This is a genomic window from Acinetobacter sp. ANC 4216 (assembly GCF_004331195.1).
Taxonomy (GTDB): domain Bacteria; phylum Pseudomonadota; class Gammaproteobacteria; order Pseudomonadales; family Moraxellaceae; genus Acinetobacter; species Acinetobacter kookii.
Genome location: NZ_SJOC01000003.1, coordinates 136,850 through 156,806 on the forward strand (window position 1 = coordinate 136,850; position 19,957 = coordinate 156,806).

At 41.1% G+C, this 19,957-nt stretch carries 14 protein-coding genes; all 14 read right to left on the reverse strand.

Features of this window, described 5'->3' with window-relative positions:
- Nucleotides 1-115: 115 nt before the first annotated feature.
- A complete protein-coding gene (locus E0H88_RS03400; RefSeq protein WP_131273107.1) occupies nucleotides 116-1,831 on the reverse strand; it encodes an ABC transporter ATP-binding protein in 1,716 nt (571 codons plus the stop codon).
- A gap of 7 nt (nucleotides 1,832-1,838) precedes the next feature.
- Nucleotides 1,839-2,687: a glycosyltransferase family 2 protein gene (locus E0H88_RS03405; RefSeq protein WP_131273108.1), complete on the reverse strand. Its 849-nt coding sequence runs from the start codon at nucleotides 2,685-2,687 to the stop codon at nucleotides 1,839-1,841.
- Nucleotides 2,684-4,606 carry a tetratricopeptide repeat protein gene (locus E0H88_RS03410; RefSeq protein WP_131273109.1) on the reverse strand — a complete coding sequence of 641 codons (1,923 nt, stop codon included), beginning with the start codon at nucleotides 4,604-4,606 and terminating at the stop codon, nucleotides 2,684-2,686. The genes E0H88_RS03405 and E0H88_RS03410 overlap by 4 nt, the downstream gene beginning before the upstream one ends.
- 72 nt (nucleotides 4,607-4,678) lie before the next feature.
- On the reverse strand, nucleotides 4,679-5,095 hold the full coding sequence (locus E0H88_RS03415; RefSeq protein ID WP_502699715.1) for a pilin: 417 nt from the start codon (nucleotides 5,093-5,095) through the stop codon (nucleotides 4,679-4,681).
- 216 nt (nucleotides 5,096-5,311) lie between these two features.
- The gene (locus E0H88_RS03420) at nucleotides 5,312-5,872 is read right to left on the reverse strand and encodes a TPM domain-containing protein (RefSeq protein ID WP_131273111.1); all 561 of its coding nucleotides are present in this window, start codon (nucleotides 5,870-5,872) and stop codon (nucleotides 5,312-5,314) included.
- On the reverse strand, nucleotides 5,866-6,918 hold the full coding sequence (locus E0H88_RS03425) for a TPM domain-containing protein (RefSeq protein ID WP_131273112.1): 1,053 nt from the start codon (nucleotides 6,916-6,918) through the stop codon (nucleotides 5,866-5,868). Before E0H88_RS03425 ends, E0H88_RS03420 begins: the two co-directional genes overlap by 7 nt.
- A 30-nt stretch (nucleotides 6,919-6,948) precedes the next feature.
- On the reverse strand, nucleotides 6,949-7,539 hold the full coding sequence (locus E0H88_RS03430; RefSeq protein WP_092820197.1) for a LemA family protein: 591 nt from the start codon (nucleotides 7,537-7,539) through the stop codon (nucleotides 6,949-6,951).
- A 166-nt stretch (nucleotides 7,540-7,705) separates the two neighbouring features.
- Entirely contained in the window at nucleotides 7,706-8,590 is an 885-nt protein-coding gene (locus tag E0H88_RS03435; protein WP_131273113.1) for a metal-dependent hydrolase, read from the reverse strand.
- A gap of 227 nt (nucleotides 8,591-8,817) precedes the next feature.
- Nucleotides 8,818-10,239 (reverse strand): glutamate synthase small subunit GltD family protein, encoded by a 1,422-nt coding sequence (locus E0H88_RS03440; RefSeq protein ID WP_131273114.1) that lies wholly within the window; start codon nucleotides 10,237-10,239, stop codon nucleotides 8,818-8,820.
- 72 nt (nucleotides 10,240-10,311) lie between these two features.
- Nucleotides 10,312-14,787, reverse strand: a complete 4,476-nt coding sequence (gene gltB / locus E0H88_RS03445) for a glutamate synthase large subunit (RefSeq protein WP_171458661.1) — start codon at nucleotides 14,785-14,787, stop codon at nucleotides 10,312-10,314.
- Nucleotides 14,788-15,240: 453 nt separating this feature from the next.
- Nucleotides 15,241-16,092, reverse strand: coding sequence for a hypothetical protein (locus E0H88_RS03450; protein WP_131273115.1), 852 nt, complete (start codon nucleotides 16,090-16,092; stop codon nucleotides 15,241-15,243).
- 3 nt (nucleotides 16,093-16,095) lie between these two features.
- Nucleotides 16,096-17,181, reverse strand: coding sequence for a 3-dehydroquinate synthase (gene aroB / locus E0H88_RS03455; protein ID WP_131273116.1), 1,086 nt, complete (start codon nucleotides 17,179-17,181; stop codon nucleotides 16,096-16,098).
- A 17-nt stretch (nucleotides 17,182-17,198) separates the two neighbouring features.
- Nucleotides 17,199-17,747 (reverse strand): shikimate kinase AroK, encoded by a 549-nt coding sequence (aroK, locus tag E0H88_RS03460; RefSeq protein ID WP_092820202.1) that lies wholly within the window; start codon nucleotides 17,745-17,747, stop codon nucleotides 17,199-17,201.
- A gap of 36 nt (nucleotides 17,748-17,783) precedes the next feature.
- On the reverse strand, nucleotides 17,784-19,895 hold the full coding sequence (locus E0H88_RS03465) for a type IV pilus secretin PilQ (RefSeq protein WP_171458662.1): 2,112 nt from the start codon (nucleotides 19,893-19,895) through the stop codon (nucleotides 17,784-17,786).
- Nucleotides 19,896-19,957: the final 62 nt, after the last annotated feature.

The following is a 19,957-nucleotide window of genomic DNA, read 5'->3' on the forward strand; positions in this document are numbered from 1 at the left end:
TTACTTAAGAGAAAATATAATGCTCTATTTAAACTTAACTACCAACATTAATTTAATATCAATAGAATTTTGTAGATTCTTGCGTAAATACTTACAATGACAAAATCCATTAATTTTAAAGTTTTAATATGCTATTACATTGTGCTACCGCACTCTCTCTATGAGCAATTATCACCATTGTCATTTTTCCACTTAAATTTTGAATAGCTTCATTCACTGCTTTCTCAGTTTCAGTATCTAAAGCACTCGTAGCTTCATCCATAAATAATACTTGTGGATTTTTATATAAAGCACGTGCAATACCTATCCTCTGACGCTGGCCTCCCGACAGCATAACACCACGCTCACCAATGATTGTATGATACCCTAAAGTCAATTGATTTTTAATAAAATTATGAATTTGAGCTTGCTTTGCTACAAACTCAACTTGCTTTAAATTAATTAAATCTTTAGGTACGCCAAAAGCAATATTTTCAGCAATACTTTTATCCGCCATGTAAATAGTTTGTGGTACATAACCTACAAAGTTGCGCCATTCTATTACATTGTTTTCGTTAAGTTCGATATCATCAATGAAAACTTTACCCTTTTGAGCTTGTAATAAACCAAGCATAATATCCATTAGGGTACTTTTACCGCTACCACTTTTACCTACAATTCCTAAACTAGTATTTTTTCTAATTTCTATATTTAACTTGTTAAGGATTGGTTGCTCAATTCTATTGGGATAAGCAAAAAAAATATTTTCTAAACGTATAGAATGTTTAAACTTTAAGTTGTGATTGATGGATTCTACAATATTTAAGTCTTCATTTTTTTCTAAAGCAAATTCTGGTTTAAGTATGGATAAAATCTGTTCGGAAAATTTAATTTGAGAAATCGAACGGTAAATATTTTGTGCCGCAGGTAGCATGCGATAAGCAGTAAAGCCATATAATCCAAGTACTGGTAAAATATGCGAAACATCTTTACCTGAAACCACTAAAATCATCGCCAAACCAATTAGGCAACCATAACCTACAGTCTCAATAACATTGAGTGGTACTTGTCCTAGTGTCTCGCGTGTTGCGATATGTCTAGCGAACACTCGTGATGATTGTTCAAATTGATCAATATAACCTTGTTTCGCATTGTTAATCATCACGTCTTTAATACCCGCAAGGGCTTCTTGACAAGTTTGATAACGCTCTTCATTAGCTTGTGTAAACTCTTGCCCAATCTTATTGAGTATTTTTCGAACTAGCATATATATAGTGGCATAAAATAGACCCAATACCAATGCTGTTGCTATAGCCATAAGTGGATCGTAAAGTAGAAGAATCCCGACCATAGATAATAATACAATACCATAAGACATAAGGGTTAAAGCAGGTAATACCATGGTCCAAATGAGTTGATCTGCTTCGGATAAAATATTTTTGACCAGGGTTGAACTATTTCGCTGAATAAAAAATTCATAGTTTTGTTGCAAATAAATCTTAAGTAGGCGAGTCGAAAAGTAGTGCCGTTGTAAACTTGAAAAACGATTGACTACATATAGCGTCACAATTTTAAATACTGTTGAGCATATAACAATAAATAAAGAGAGAAAGCCTAAATACAATATAAAGCTTTGCTTATTTGGGGTCTCTGTAAAACCATATAGTAGTTTTAAATAGTGATTAGACTCTACGACTCCAGGATTTGATAACACAGCCAAAAAAGGCATAATTGAAATAACACCCGCTGACTCAATAAACGCCATGCCCATTACTAAAATGAAGACATAAATGATTTTTCGCTTATCTAAAGGTGATAGAATCTGCCAAAGTTGCTTCAGACTATTAAACACGGCTGATTTATTTCTCTTTATACATCAAAGCTGTAATTTGTTCTGAAATTAAGCCCATCAAAAATATCATAATACTTCCAGTATAAAGTAAAGCACTCATATTTGTAAAACGACCGAACTCATATAATGTATAGCCATACCAAGTGGTAGCTAATATAAATAACATTACAGCAAAAGGTAAAAACATTTTTAAAGGCGAATATAATGTAGCGATCTTAAAAATAATTAAAAAGAAACGAACACTATCTTTAACTGGATGTATATGACTCTTACCAATTCTTTTAGCAGTATGAATTGGAACATATTCAACTGAATAACCAGCTCTAAAAAAAGCCATAGTACTAGTCGTAGGGTATGAAAACCCATTTGGAAGTAAATAAATAAACTCTTTAAATTTATCGGCCCGAACTGCTCTAAATCCTGAAGTTAAATCTTCCACAATATGATCTGACATATAAGAGGCTAAATTATTATAGAGTTTATTTGCAATTCCACGCCCCATACTAGCTTGCGAACCCTTTTGACGAGCACCCACTACCAGGTCATAACCATTATGAATTTCTGCTAAAAGTTTTGGTATATCTCTTGGATCATGCTGTCCATCAGCATCCATAAAGACAATGATGTCACCAGTTGCAGTACGAGCACCTGTTTTAATGGCAGCACCATTGCCTTTACTATAAGGATGAGAAACCACTTTTGCCCCAGCTTGTTCTGCGATGTCTTTAGTATTATCGGTTGAGCCATCATTCACTACGATAATTTCATGCGCCAGCTGTAGTTGTTGGATCTGCGAAATGGTTTGACCAATGGCAGCTGATTCGTTTTTGGCGGGAAGAACCACACTTATTTTCAATGTTTAGTATCCTTTTGTAATTGAGCTAATAAAATTTCTCTCACTCTTTTACTTTCGAAATCATATTCCGCTTTACTACGTTTCAAAGTTTTAGGATCTTGTTGATGGTATTGTTTTTCCACCTGATCCAATAAAATTAATGCTTCTTTAGTCGCATGGTGTGAACCCAATTCAGCAACCATCATGAGTCCTGCCTCTACATCATTATATATTTTTATCGCCTTTAAATATTCATTTAAAGCTTCTTTTGGCTGATTATTAGCAAGTTCAATTTTAGCAGCCAAATATGGTGCTAATTTTTTGACATTCTCATCATTTTTATAATTGGGATTATCTTGTAAGGCACGTATTAAAAGCAAACTATCATATGTAAAAATACGACTCTTTACATCTTGAGTCGTATACTCGACCAACGTTCTAAAAGTTAATAAAGCTTGAGCATCATGAGGTTGTGATCTTAATTTATTAGCTGTATGCACAAAATCCTCATGGCTTGCTGTATTTAAATATAACTTATGTAGTAAAGAGCGTAGTGTCAATAAAGTACTATCTGGCATACTTTTAATTGCGCTATTTAAATGTTTATTTGCTTCTACAAACTGTCCATCTGCAAATAAAATTGCAGCCAAAGAATTCTGAGCACGTACAGAATTAGGTGAATTTTTCGCCCAATATATCTGTAATCGATCTGTATTCGACCAAAGTTTCACTCTTTCATAAGTGAAGAAACAGAGAATCACTAAAATAATTAAAACAATTAAATTAAGTAATTTTAAATTCACATACTTTCGTAAACTATATAATCCACTGGCAATTGGTAAGAATAAAAATAATGCTGCTAAATAATTACGATGTTCAAAATACAACTCTAACCCCAGTACTGTAGATTCCATTAAATGAGCAGCAAAAAAGAATAAAATTGCTAAAGCTAATAATGGATATTTTTTTCTTACTACAAATGCCATGAAGAATAATAAGAATAAAAATATAATAGAATATAAAGTGGTTATAGGATGAGTAATCGATCTAGAAACATCATATCCATCTTGATACAAACCTTTTAATTCAATTTGTGGTACAAAAAGATTAAATAAATACTCAACAACAATACGTGCTTCACTATATAATCGCTCAATCATATTAAAATTACGATTTGGCCATGGATTCTCAGCAAAACTTGTATATTTAATCAAGACTGCAATAATAGCTAAGGACGGTAACCATAAAAAAATGGCTCGCCATTGCCAGATTGGTTTATTGATTTGACTTAGATTACAAAATTCAATCACTAAAATAAGCAGAGGTAATAATGCACCATTTTCCTTACTAAACGTTGCTAAAAGTGTACTTACACCAAGAATAAACGTCATAAAAAAATAAGCGAAAATAGGCTTTTCTGTCACATAGCAACGAGCTTTTAAATAACCAATGATCCCAACTAAACTAAATAATGTCGTAAGTTGTGCCATACGTTGCACAACATATAAAGTGGTTGACACAAAATATGGGTGAAATAGCCATAAACTAAAAGACACCAAAGCAATCCATGTTGCTTTTTTTTCTTCATATTGATAGTGTTTTAATAAAAGTAAAGTTGCCCAAAATAATAAAGTACCATTGAGTAAATGGATCATTAAATTTGTATATTTAAAAATTGGCGCTTGAGATGGCCATGTATTATCATCAATAAGAAAGCTTGCCAAAGATATTGGGCGACCTGTAGGGCCTGAAAAACCATTAGTTACAAATGCTCTAAACTTATCCCAACTATCTATAGTTCCATAAGTACCCAATTCTTGTAAATTAACAAAATCATCAAAAATAAATCCCCCTTTTAGCCCCTGCCAATAAATACTCAGACATACCAACAAAAGAACAAAAAATAAAGAAACTACCAACAATGATTGTTTTTTAAGCATAAAAATTCAACTTTATGTTTTATAATGAAAAAACGCCCACCATTTTGATGAGCGCTTTCTATTTACAAAAAATTAGCGACAGTTAGATGGTAAATACTTAGTATCCACTGGGTTACTACTACCTGGTTTACATTTCCAAAGAATTCCTGAAGTAGTTGCTGTAGGGCTTAATGCTAAAGTTTTTCCATTATCTACTTTTTCATTGAACGTAATAGTAATAAGACCATTATTCGCTGTTAATGCTACACTTGTAACAGCATTTCCAGTAATTGTAGCAGAAATACCTGCAGAAGCAGCGTTAGGTGGCATTTTTCCATTTGATGAATAGAACTCTGCAACACCAGCCTTAGCCCCGCCAGCCAAGCTTAAACCTTCAGAAACGTGTGAACGCTTCGTGTAGTTTTGGTACGCAGGAATCGCAATTGCAGCCAAAATACCGATAATCGCTACAACGATCATTAATTCAATAAGAGTAAAACCCTTTTGCATAGATTTCATAACATTCTCCACAAATGTTTTTGTTTATTTATAAGCTTTGTAAAGCTAATTTAGCTTAATTTATAGTTAGCACTAACTGTGCCAAAGCTGATTATAATAAAATTGACAGAAAAAACAGCACTTTAAAAAAATAAAATTGTTACAACGTAGTTTTAATGTTTTTTTTGGTAAAAAAGTGACACTTTACGTCACTAATCCACCTGTTTTCTAGCCCAAAATAATGGGATTATTCCCCAATTCATTATTTTGCTCTTGAATGGATTGAGCATAAAATTGACTAAGTACTTCACCGATGTTCATCACCCCTGTTATGACAGCCAACTTAAACTGTTCCTGAGCCAACTGAGCAATCATATTTTTACAGATTTCATCCCAGATTATTTGCTGAGTGGCGGTTTTTAACCCCCGATCAATGACAATTTCAACTTTTCTTTCACATAAATTGATGTAAAGAAGTACACCACTATTATATTCAGTATCCCACACTCCAAGTTCTGCAAACAACTGACGCGCACGCATGCGTGTATTTTGAAAATAGGCCTGATTTACAGGAAGATGACCTTCTATCACGATCTGGATTTCGCCCACATGATCATGCTCGGCCTCAGCGACCGCCTGGGCAATCGCTACCTGGTCCTGTTTGGAAAAATAGCGTTTGGTTGCAGGCATATATAAAAAATGCTTTAACCAGCGTTTAAAACTGGGTTGATTTACTTCTTCTGTTTTAGGTTGGGTGACAATCTCTGTCGTATCTGTTGTTGTTACCATGATCCTGATGCTCCTCCTCCACCAAAGCCGCCACCGCCGCCACTAAATCCACCGCCACCGAAACCACCTCCTCCTCTGCCCCCTCCACGACCGGCAGATGAAAGTACAAGCTGAAAAATGGTTTGTGCAATTGCAGTGATGAGTAAAAAGAAGATGCCTACTCCAATCAATAAACTGGTAATTAAGCCAGCGCCATTGACCAGTCCAGCCACCGTACCCGCAACTGCTGCTGTAGAAGCACTGAGAGGCTTACCCACAATAAATGAACCAATAATCCCTGCAATTAGAATAAACAAGGCGGTACTCAAGGTTTTCTGTTTTGCTTGCTGTTCATGCAAGGCTTTTTCTTGCCGTTCTTTCAACTCCTGGGCTGCATTTGCGGCAACCTCAGGATCCATATTTAAAATACGTTCAATCTCTGCAAGTCCAGCATCAATGCCTTGGGCATATTGGGCCTGTTTAAAATGAGGAGTGATTTGATTTCGAATGATTCGGCTTACCACAATATCAGGCAGCACGCCTTCCAGACCATAGCCAGTTAAAATATGGATACGCCGATCATTCACCGCAATCGCCATGAGTAGACCATTATCCTGTTTTGCAGAGCCAAGTTGCCATTTTTCAGCCACCCGCATGGCAAAATCAAAAATATCTTCCTGACCGGTGGTCGGGACAATCACCACACCAATTTGCGCCTTGCCCTGTTCATGCAGCTTGAGAATCCGTTGGCTGATCTCCTGCTTTTCACCCGCATTAAGTAAATTGGCCTGATCCACAACCGGCTCATTTAAAGTCGGCAGTCCACGGATAGACTCGCCTTCTGCCATATCATTGGCAATTTGCGGCTGTTTTACTTCTGGCTGTGCTGACGGCTGTTGCTGGGTTTGTTGTTGCTCCTGAATGATCTTCCCTGCAATGACGGCATCTTCATTATCCGTGGCTGCTGCCTCTGCACTTAAAGCGAATGAACTGGACAATATTGCACACCACAAAACCAGCAGTTGCAAAACAATCGCAAGAGAGCTTTTCTTTTCTGGAGCAGACATAAGCGCATCCTTTTCTATATAGCCACCCGATTAATCAAATGTTACCTTCGGCGCTGTTTGTGCACCCTGTTCAGCACTGAAATTCGGTTTTGGATTCATGCCAATCACTTTAGCCGTCATGACTTGCGGGAACTGGCGCGAATAGGCATTAAAGTCTTGAACTGAGGCAATATAACGGTTACGTGCCACGGCAATGCGGTTTTCAGTCCCTTCCAACTGTACTTGTAAATCACGGAACTGCTCATTCGCCTTTAAGTCCGGATAATTTTCAGATACCGCAATTAAACGCGACAATGCACTGGTCATCTGTGCCTGTGCTTCCTGATATTTCTGGAATAAAGCCGGATCTTCCAGCACTTGTTTATCCACTTTTAGTCCTGCAACATTGGCACGTGCCTGAGTGACTTCTGTTAAAACCTGTTCTTCATGCTTGGCATAACCTTTTACCACATTCACCAGATTGGGTACCAAATCTGCACGGCGTTGATACTGATTCTGCACTTCAGCCCAGGAAGCCGTTACAGCTTCATCCTTCACCTGTAAAGTATTATAGCCACAGCCGGTTAAGCTTAGCGTGCTTGCCAGCACCACTGTCGCTGCGGTTTTTTTGATAAAATTCATTGTGCTATTCCTCTATTATTTATTTGTATTTGTTTAAATATTTTTATTGTAAACATATTTGGCTGTAGTTTTGTTTAATTTATTTATTCAAGATAAATTTCAATTTTTCTTGAATAAAATAAAAAAAGCCCGATCATGCGTCGGGCTGAATCAAGCATCATTTCAATCAGCTATAAGCACCTGTTGATCGCTCCTTTTGAAATTCCGGATGGAGATATTCGGTCGCCAATCGCTGCTTCCACATATTGACGATCTCGCTATAGTCAATTTCAGAAGGATGAAAATCAGCTTTAAAATAGGATAGATATTCAGGCAATAACTGGACAAACATTTTCCCAATTAAATAAATTCCCAAAAGATTACCCGTGACTTTAGGCAAACTTTTTTGCTTATCCTGCCAAAATAACCGTGTGGCCGAATAGAAAGTCAAGCTGGCAAAGCCTGTGGTCACACTGCGCATAATCATACGTCGCACTTTATCATCCCCATACACATGCTGATACACATCAAAGGCGACAGCACGATGTTCAATTTCTTCAATAGCATGCCAGACCCAGAGTTTGACTGTATCTTCCTCTGAACTTGCCAGAATTTCAGGATGTCGCAAAATATATCCGCCCAGCAAAGCGGTAAAATGCTCAAAGGCACAGGTAATTGCCAGCTGGATTTTAGGATGCAACCCTTTGATATAACTGTCTTTACGTGCAAGCCAAGCCTGAAAACGATCCAGATTATAATCATCCCGACGCCAGGCATCATTAAACGCTGCATGCGCTTTGGAATGCATAGCCTCCTGTCCAATAAAGGCAGCAATTTGGGCCTGAAGTTTTTCATCTTTTACTCGATCGCGGACATTCCGTACGCTATGTACAAAAAACTGCTCCCCGATGGGAAATGTAGAAGATAAGGCTGTCAGCAAATGTGACATGATAGGAGAATTGGCAAAATAATGCCTGCGAATGGCTTGCGGAGTAAATTGCGGTTTACGCACTGTAATTCCGACAGCCTTTGGACGATTTTGATATGATTTTTCTGCCGTCACTTGAGTCATCTGAATATCTCTTCGCTGAAATACAGACACTCAGTATGTGCAGGAATTGCTGCTTCATATATGGCATAAATGCTTGTCTCATTTGCAAAATCAGCCATTTTTCCAGCTCATTTACTCCTAAAATCCTTTATTTATCAGCAGGTACACAAAACTTATCATTTCAGGAAATACGTCATGACAATAAAAAACCCGCCTAAGCGGGTTTTTTATCAATGTTTAATGAGAGATTAAACATCCAGATAATCAAGGATACCTTCAGCCGCCTGACGACCTTCCCAGATTGCAGTCACCACCAGGTCAGAACCGCGCACCATATCGCCACCGGCAAAGATTTTCGGATTTGAAGTCTGGAATTTAAACTCTTGCTGTTCCGGCGCAACCACACGGCCTGAACCATCCAGGTTAATTTTCACATCATTAAACCAGTCAGCAGGGCTGGTACGGAAACCGAATGCTAGAAGAACTGCGTCAGCTGGCAAGATTTCTTCAGAACCCGGTACAGGTTCAGGGCTACGACGACCACGGCTATCAGGCTCACCCAATTGTGTAGTCACAAATTTAACGCCTGTCACTTTACCGTTTTCACCGACAATTTCGATTGGCTGACGGTTAAACTGGAATTCCACACCTTCTTCACGTGCATTTTTCACTTCACGGCGAGAACCAGGCATGTTTTCTTCATCACGGCGGTAGGCACAAATCACGGATTCAGCACCTTGACGGATAGAAGTACGGTTACAGTCCATCGCTGTATCACCACCACCCAGTACAATCACTTTTTGGCCTTCTACACTGATGTATTCAGCAGGATCTTTTTCCCAGCCTTGGCAACGGTTGACATTGGCAATCAGGAAATCCAGTGCATCATAAACACCGTCCAGATCTTCACCAGCGAAACCGCCTTTCATGTACGTGTATGTCCCCATACCCATAAACACGGCATCGTAGTCTGCAAGTAGCTGATCAATCGTAACATCAGTACCAATTTCAGTATTTAAACGGAATTCAACCCCCATGCCGGTGAAAATTTCACGGCGACGTTTCATCACGTCTTTTTCCATCTTGAATTCAGGAATACCAAAAGTCAGCAAGCCGCCAATTTCAGGACGCTTGTCAAAGACAACCGGTTTAACACCGTTACGTACCAGAATGTCCGCACAGCCCAGACCCGCAGGACCTGCACCAATGATGGCAACTTTTTTGTCTGTCCACTTCACGTGTGACATGTCTGGACGCCAGCCCAAGGCAAAAGCGGTATCATTAATGTATTTTTCAGCATTACCGATGGTCACTGCACCAAAACCGTCGTTCAGGGTACATGCCCCTTCACACAAACGGTCTTGCGGACAAACACGACCACACACTTCCGGCAGGGTATTGGTTTGATGGCAAAGTTCTGCTGCCTGAAAAATGCGACCTTCAGCAATTAACTTTAACCAGTTGGGAATGTAGTTATGTACCGGACATTTCCATTCACAATATGGGTTACCACAACCTAAACAGCGATGCGTCTGGTTTGCCGCAATTTCCGCTGTAAAAGGCTTATAAATTTCCACAAACTCTGCTTTGCGGACAGTTAGATCTTTTTTCTCTGGATCTTGGCGTGGGACATCCAGGAATTGAAAGTCATTGTTTAGGCGCTCTGCCATGTCTCTCTCCGTGGGGAGGCGTGGTCGGTTTATTTATCCGCCACACCTGCCTATCAATCTGCAGTAGTGGAATTATTGTGGATCAGCTTTGGTTGTTTTCAAAAGCGTTTGCAAATTAGCAGCTTTTGGTTTTACAAGCCAGAATTTACGGCTGTAAAAATCAAACTCATTGCGGATCTTGTACGCCCAAGCACTACCTGTCTCAGCAATATGCTCATCCAAGATGCGAAGCAAGAATTCTTGATGCTCTTCCATCGCCTCTGTAGAAATACGGTTTAATTCAATCAACTCATGGTTGTAATGGTCAACGAAGTCGTTATCCAGATCAAGTACATAAGCAAAACCACCGGTCATACCTGCACCGAAGTTATGGCCCACTTTACCCAGTACAGTCACAATACCGCCAGTCATATATTCACAGCAGTGATCGCCAGCACCTTCAATCACGGCAAATGCACCTGAGTTACGTACCGCGAAACGTTCACCGGCTGTACCTGCAGCAAACAGTTTACCGCCAGTCGCGCCATATAAGCAGGTATTACCAATGATTGCGGTTTCCTGAGTCTGGAACGGCGAACCTTTAGGCGGGAAGATAGACACGCGGCCGCCCGCCATACCTTTACCTACGTAATCGTTGGCATCACCTTCAAGTTTAATATGTAAACCGCCAGCGTTCCATACACCTAAAGACTGACCCGCAGTACCGGTTAAATTGACTTTAACAGGATGCGCTTCCATGCTGAGGTTGCCATAGCGACGTGCAATTTCACCAGAGATACGTGCACCGATCGAACGGTCACAGTTACCAATCGTGAAGCTATATTCACCGCTGATTCCCGCTTCAATCGCTGGCAACATTTCTGCCACCATTTTCTCAGCCAGAATACCTTTGTCAAACGGCGCATTCCCTTCAACCTGGCAATATTGCGCCTTGCCTTCAGCTGCAGGATGTGACTCAAGCAATGCGCTCAAGTCCAGGTGCGCATGTTTTTCAGTTTCACCTGGCAACATTTCCAGCAGATCGGTACGGCCGATCAAGTCTTTCAGGCTTGCAACACCAAGCGCTGCCAACCATTCACGGGTTTCTTCCGCAATGAAGTGGAAGAAGTTGATCAGCATTTCAGGTTCACCAATGTAGTGTTCCTGACGTAAATGATCCTGTTGAGTTGCCACACCGGTCGCACAGTTGTTCAAGTGACAGATACGCAGGTATTTACAACCCAATGCAATCATTGGCGTTGAACCAAAGCCAAAGCTTTCTGCACCTAAAATTGCCGCTTTCACGACATCCAGACCTGTTTTCAAACCACCATCGGTTTGTACACGAACTTTACCACGCAGGTCATTCACGCGAAGGGCTTGATGCGCCTCACTTAGACCCAATTCCCATGGCGAACCGGCATGGTGAATTGAAGATAATGGAGAAGCCGCTGTACCGCCGTCATAACCGGAAATGGTAATGAAGTCGGCATAAGCTTTCGCAACACCTGCAGCAATAGTTCCCACACCCGGTTCAGAGACCAGTTTCACAGACACCATCGCTTGAGGATTGACCTGTTTCAAGTCAAAGATCAATTGTGACAAATCTTCAATTGAGTAGATGTCATGGTGCGGTGGAGGTGAAATCAGGGTCACACCTGGAACCGAGTAACGTAAACGTGCAATCAAGCCATTTACCTTACCACCCGGTAACTGACCACCCTCACCCGGTTTTGCACCTTGCGCCACTTTAATCTGAAGAACTTCTGCTGAAGTCAGATAAGCAGGGGTTACACCAAAACGGCCTGAGGCAATCTGTTTGATTTTCGAGTTACGGATAGTGCCATAACGCGCTGGATCTTCACCACCCTCACCCGAGTTGGAACGACCGCCAATGGTATTCATGGCAATGGCAATCGCTTCGTGCGCTTCAGGAGACAATGCACCCAAAGACATCCCGGCAGAGTCGAAACGCGGCAGAATGTCTTCTACAGATTCCACCTGATCCAGTGGAATTGAATTATCTGTTTTCAGTTTCAACAAGTCACGAATGGTTGCAACCGGACGTTTGTTCACCAATTCAGCATATTCTTTAAAGTCAGCGTATTCACCTGAACGAACCGATTTATGCAGGGCATTAATCACATCCGGGTTAAAGGCATGATATTCCTTGTCGAATACGAATTTCAGCATGCCACCCTGATCGATTGGCTTACGTGATTTCCACGCAATATCAGCCAGTTTTTTCAGGTCATTTTCAAGGTCGGCAAAAGTAGCACCCTTAATACGGCTTGGTACACCTGTGAAGCATTTATTAACCACTTCATCAGATAGACCAACAGCTTCGAACAACTGGCCACCGCGGTAAGAGGCAACTGTTGAAATACCCATTTTAGACAGAACTTTCAACAAGCCTTTCTCAATACCTTTACGGAAGTTCGCCTGTGCATGAATCGGGTCACCCAGCAATTCACCTTTGGCAATCAGGTCATTGATGACGTCATAAGCCAGATAAGGATAGATTGCAGTAGCACCAAAGCCCAAGATCACTGCAAATTGATGCGGATCACGCGCCAGACCGGTTTCAACGATAATGTTGGCATCGGTACGCAGACCGACATTGATCAGGTGGTGATGCACCGCACCTGTTGCCATAAGCGCATTGGCTGGCAAGAAACCTTGACGGATTTTCTTGTCGGAAAGTACCAGTAAGGTTTTGCCGTCACGAATCGCTTGAGCAGACTCTTCACAAATACGTGCAATTGCCGCTTCCAGACCTTCATTTTCTGCATAGTTCAGGTCGATGTCAGCAATTTCATAACCTTTACGACCCAGGGTACGAATCTGATGCATTTTCGAATTTGAAAGCACTGGGCTGGAGATGATCAGACGGTCTGCATGTTCAGGACTCTGTTCAAATACGTTTTGCTCGCGACCCAAGCAAGTCTCTAAAGACATAACAATCGATTCACGCAATGGATCGATTGGTGGATTGGTGACCTGAGCAAACTGTTGACGGAAGTAATCTGATACATGGCGTACTTGGCGAGACAATACCGCCATTGGCGTATCATCACCCATTGAACCTACAGCTTCCTGACCGCTTTCTGCGATTGGACGAAGCAACTGGTCACGCTCTTCAAAAGTCACCATGAACATTTTTTGTGAGGCTTTTAGCTCATCGCCTTTCAAACCTTGATCACATAAATATTCTTCAAGCTCTGGGCTACCTTGAACACGCACAGAGTTTTCACGTAACCATTCACGGTAAGGACGCATTTTTTTCAAATGGTTGCTGACATCTTTGGTGTCCAACATTTTGCCGGTTAAGGTATCAATCACCAAAATCTGACCCGGGCCTACACGTCCCTTAGAAATGACATCTTCAGGCTCATAACCCCAAACACCAATTTCTGATGCCAGCGTGATATAACCATTTTTAGTGATGACCCAACGTGCAGGACGCAAGCCATTACGATCCAGCATACAGATGGCATGACGACCATCTTGAATCACCAGACCTGCCGGACCATCCCAAGCTTCCATATGCTTAGAGTTAAACTCATAGAATGCACGCAGGTCAGCATCTAAAGTTTCAACGTTTTGCCAAGCCGGTGGAACCAGCATACGCAGTGCACGGAACAAGTCCATACCGCCACCGACAAGAATCTCAAGCATGTTATCCAGGCTTGAAGAGTCTGAACCGGTACGGTTCACAATCGGGTTAAGATCGGTTAAACCTGGCAATAACGGGTTTTCGAATTTTGGTGTACGCGCCATCGCCCAGTTACGGTTTGCAGTAATGGTGTTGATTTCACCATTATGCGCCAGGTAACGGAACGGCTGTGCCAATGGCCAACGTGGTAAAGTGTTGGTAGAGAAACGTTGATGGAACACCACAATATGAGATTCCAGGCGTTCATCCGCCAAATCGGTATAGAAATCAGCAATCGCTGCAGGCATCATCAGGCCTTTATAGCTGATCACTGTAGAACACAAAGTCGTTACATAAAACGATGGATCATTGCTTAACTGCTGCTCTGCACGACGACGTGCCAGGAACAATTTACGGTTAAACTCAACCTCAGTCACACCCATTGGGCAATTGACAATAATCTGTTCAAATGCAGGCAAAGACTGCATTGCAATTTCACCAAGCGCATCATTATTGGTTGGAACAACACGCCAAGCGAGAACTTTAAGACCTTCAGATTCAATTTCTTTGGTCAGTACTTGTTTAGAATGTGCAGCAATTGCCGGGTCTACATTTAAAAATACGGTACCGACAGCAAAAATTTCACTTAAAGTGATATCACTGAGTTTTTTGGCTTCTTCACGGAAGAATTTTTTCGGCATTGCCAAAAGCAGACCACAACCATCCCCTGTCTTACCATCTGCGGCAATACCACCACGGTGTGTCATGCAGCTAAGGCTGTGCATAGCGGTCTTGACGAGATCATGGCTTGCATCACCCTGCATATGGGCGATTAAACCGAAACCACAGTTATCTTTAAACTCATCCGGTTGGTATAAACCTTGAGCGGGAGCTACAGTATTAGGCGATGGCATGTGCATAGCGTACCCTTCTTTCAACATGGCCCATAAAGCGGGCATCTAACAATCAAATATCTTCTTTGCGATTTAGTCCAATTCACTCACATCAAGATCAATGTTGAGCAAAACTTCTTCATCCTGTCTAAGATAGTCTGATTTTAATCTTTGTACATGGATGAATTGCAAAAAATGTTTTGCTTCGTTTACGCACTCTTTTAAAGCAGGTAAATTTGACAATTTCGCACACTCATTGAATCTTTTCGCGCCAAAACAGGGACATTAACTCAATTCATGCACCAATAAAGCAAAAAATATGCCAATTTAAAAATTAGAGTGCTAAATGTTTTAAATATAGAAATATTAAAATTTCATTAACTTTAGAGTAATTTTCAAGAAACATATTTCGCACTATATCTGTGCATATAAATAATTTTATAACTCAAATTGCTCTATTTTAGAACTATATTTTCAATTAAATGGGTCATTAATTTCTTGTTCGGGAATTCTGTTTCCGCTTTGTTTCGGTGCAGCCCCAACACCTGAATGGGATTGCTGGACATCTACAACATTGCCTTGCTCATCACGTCGGGTTACTGTGGTTGTCGTGGTTGCATTTGCAGGATCCGTCTCCGCTACACTTGGCTTAGGCTTAGGCTTAGGCAAAGCCAACATGCTTTCATCCACTTTTGGCAAGGGAACGGATCTGAGATTCACCGCATACAGCTTATTGTTGGTGCCCATTTCATCCGCACCCATGTCATTCACTAAAGAAACGTAATTTTCAATATCCTGCACTTTAGGCTGAACAGTCTTGGGCAATGGGAACGCTAATTGTTCTAGCACACGTTGAGCTTGATCTTGACTTCGATATACGCCATAAAGAAGCACATATTGTTCTATCTGATTCTCACCACTCAGGCGTATATAAAAAAAGTTCTTGCGGTCAGATTGTTTTTTTAAAAAACTGCGGATCACGTCATCTTTAGTTGTCCGGAATAATTCGATGGTGCTTGCATTTTTATTATCATTAATAAATTTGCTGCCACGAAATTCCGGCTCATAACTTCCCGTAGTCACCACCCGTGTGGTCATTTCCAAAGGACGCACTTCTTCCTGAAGTGCACCCAGCAGGCTGGTTGCAGCCACCTTTTCCGGTTGAATTTGTAACTCAGATGCAGTTTCAGCAGACTTTTCCACCTCAACCAAAGCATCACTGTCAGTTATCGCCCAAAAAACAAGTGCTGCAAACAGACACACCAATCCACACACCAGCCAAATATAGTTTTGAATACGTTGCCATTGTGTACGGAGGGTTGTCATGATTTATGCCTTTTCTTGATTCGCTAAAATCGCCTGTTTCATCAATTCCACATCAAATTCTTTGCTAATCACAGCCTGTCCGAGCGATTTCATCAGCACCAGACGCAACTGTCCATTCAGCACTTTTTTATCGTGCGCCATATAGGCAAGGAACTCTTGCAGTGGAATAGCTGGGCATTTTACTGGCAAATGAGCCCGTTGAATGATTTTTTTTGTACGTTCCAGATCTTCGACTGAAATCCAGCCCATCCGTTGTGACAAATCAGCCGCCATCACCATACCGGTGGCCACTGCTTCTCCATGCAGCCAAACCCCATAACCCAGGTAGGATTCAATTGCATGACCAAAAGTATGACCCAAATTCAGCAAGGCACGCTCGCCCTGTTCTTTTTCATCATTGGCAACAATGCGTGCTTTATGGGCACAGGAACGGTACACGGCTTCGGCGAGTAGATCTGAATCTCGCGTAACAAGACCTTCCATGTTTTGCTCAAGCCAGACCAGAAAATCCTGATCGCCCAACAGGGCATATTTGATCACTTCTGCCAGACCTGCAGATAACTCGCGGTCAGGTAAAGTCGAAAGCTGGGACATATCCGCCAGCACCACTTGCGGTTGCTGAAAAGCTCCAATCATGTTTTTACCGAGTGGATGATTGATCCCGGTTTTTCCACCCACGCTTGAATCAACTTGCGACAGAAGCGTCGTCGGCACCTGAATAAAATAAACGCCGCGCTGGAAACAGGCAGATGCAAAACCGGCCATATCTCCAATCACCCCACCGCCCAATGCAAGTACCGTGGCATCACGGTTAAATCCGGCTTGCAGTAAAGCATCAAAAATCAGGTTCAAGTGTTCAATATTTTTATATTGTTCACCATCAGGCAAAATACATGTTGCGACGGTTTTTCCCAAATGCTCGATTGCCGTCACGTAATGTTCCAGATACAAAGGTGCAACCGTAGTATTGGTGACCACCATGACCTGTTTTCCGCGGATATACGGCTCAAGCAATGATTGAGGATCTAAATCACTGCCAATAAAAATAGGATAGCGGCGATCACCGAGTTCAACATGTAAAGTTTGCATGAAATTAAAACCGTTAATTAGACTAGCTTTGTTTCTTGAGAAACAATCATATGTAAGATTTTTTGCGCTAAATCCCGAGCAGCACCCTGATTTGTTTCAATAATATAATCTGCAATTTCACGATATAAAGGATCACGAACTGCCAATAGATCACGTAACTTTTGCTCAGGATTTTCAACTTGCAGTAAAGGACGGTTTTTATCCCGATAAGTGCGCTGTAATTGAATTTCGACAGGAGTATAGAGGTAAACAACGATTCCGCGCTGTTTTAAGAATTCGCGATTAGGCAACTGGGTTACTGCCCCACCACCGGTTGCAACAACCAGCTGTGAACGGGCAGTGAGCTCATCAATCACCATTGTTTCTCGGTTACGAAATCCCTTTTCACCTTCTTTTTCAAAAATCCAAGGAATTGTCGCACCTGTTTTACGCTCAATTTCCTGATCGCTATCAAGAAACTCTCGTCCCAACAGTTCCGCTAAATGACGACCAACAGTTGTTTTCCCAGCCCCCATTGGCCCTACCAAATAGACATTTGGCAGGGTTTCAAACTCATTGCTTGGCAAGGAGTCACCTATTTATTTTGTTAAATTCAAAATATATTAATGATTTCTTGAAACACTGTCATTAACAATTCGCGGTGTAACAAAAATCAATAGCTCTCGCTTATTGTCCGACTTCAAATCTTTACGGAACAAACGGCCTACGTAAGGAATATCACCCAAGAATGGTACTTTGGTTTGAGCATTACGTGTTTCTTGCTCAAAAATACCACCAAGTACCACAGTTTCTCCATTATTAACCAAAACATTGGTATTAATTTGATTTTTATTAATCGTCAATTGACCGGTAGGTGTTGGGTTTCCTGGAGTATCGCTAGTAATATTGAGTAGCATTTGAACTTTACCGTCAGGCGTAATACTTGGTGTTACATCTAAGCTCAGTACAGCATCAATAAATTCAGTGGTTGAAACTGCATTTGTACCACCACCTTCCGATGATTGATATGGAATCTGTGTACCAGATGAAACTTTAGCCACCTGCTTGTCTGCGGTTAAGACTTTAGGAGTGGAAATAACTTCCCCATAACCATCTGCTTGTAACGCTGAGAGTTCCAAATCCAGCATAAAATCAGATAAACTGATTAAACCAAAAGCAATACGACTCGCACCTTGACTGGTTACACCTAAATCCACATTTAAGTTCTGTGGACGTTGAATCGTATATTTACCGTCATCATCAGGTGTTTTTAAATCCCATAAAGTTGTATCACTACCGCCGACCAGTAAATCACTATTCTGATTAATGCCCTGTGACAAGATACCCCACTTCACGCCCATTTCTTTACTAAACTCAGTTGAAGCACGCACAATACGTGCCTCCACCATCACTTGCTTGACTGGGATATCGAGCAGGTCAACCATTTTTCGAACTTTATCAATATTCTGTGCGGTATCGTTAATAATCAGTGTATTGGTACGTATATCTGCAGATATCGTTCCACGTGAGCTTAATAAACTTTCACTAGAGTTGTTATTACCATTACTAGAATTAGAATTATTTGAAGATTTAGTTTGTGTAATCAGTTTTTCAATATCAGCAACCTTTGCATAGCTAAGTTGCATATACTCGGTCTGTATTGGCGCCAATTTCACACTTTGCGCCAGTGCCTTGGCTTCTTCCTCTTCCGCCTTAATCAGTTCTGATACCGGCGCAATCCAGATTACATTTCCATTACGGCGTTTATCCAGATTTTTGGTTTTTAAAATGATATCAAGAGCCTGATCCCATGGAACATCTTTTAAACGCAGGGTAATATTGCCTTGAACACTATCTGCAGTCACCATATTGATGCCGGTGAAATCTGCCAGTAATTGCAGTACACGACGTACTTCAATATCCTGAAAATCTAGTGAAATCTTTTTACCTGTATAAGCATTTGCCGCCTTAGGTTTTAATGGATTTTTATCTTCAGGCCGTTTTAAGCTGATGGTCAGCTTGTTATCCGTCTGATAAGCCATATATTCATAGCTACCAGAAGTCTGAATCGTAATCACACCATTGCCACCGTCATTGGTAGCATCGACCGTGGATACGGGGGTTGCGAAATCATTCACATTTAAACGACGTGCCAAGTGTGCTGGAACTTTATTACCTAAAGTTCGCACCACCACTTTACTGCCTTGTTGTTGCACATCTACCGGAGTATTGCTTCCTAATAAGTCTACAACAATTTGGCCTTCACCCTGACTACCGCGCTGGAAACCAATATTGGAAATACCTTGTGCAGTTTTCTGGGCAACCACTTGCTGAGAGGCAAATGCATTCGCAGCCGCGGAATTAATTTTTAAAATAAAAGTATTGCCTTCAACACGCGTGGTAAAAGCACCTGCATCAGCCAAATTCACAGTTAAACGTGAACGTTGGGCATCAGAACTCACATCGACGGAAGTGGCTTCTTTCGTTGCAACCGGAATACTATTTTGTTTTAAATTTTGTTGTGCTTTATCAAAATCAAGAATTAAGCGTGATGGCTGCTCTAGCTGGTAAGCCTGCGGTTGTGGTGGCAAACCATTGAACATGACACGGATTTCTGTACCTTGGCCTGCAATCTGCATTGGCACAATATTGGTCATACTCACTTGTGCATTTGCAACCTGCATGATCGCAATCGCAACAGCACCCATAGAAAATTGACGAAACAAATGGTTCATTGTATTGCCATCCCCAAATATAAAATCTTTAAAACTATTATTCATTTTTATTCCTTTTAAAC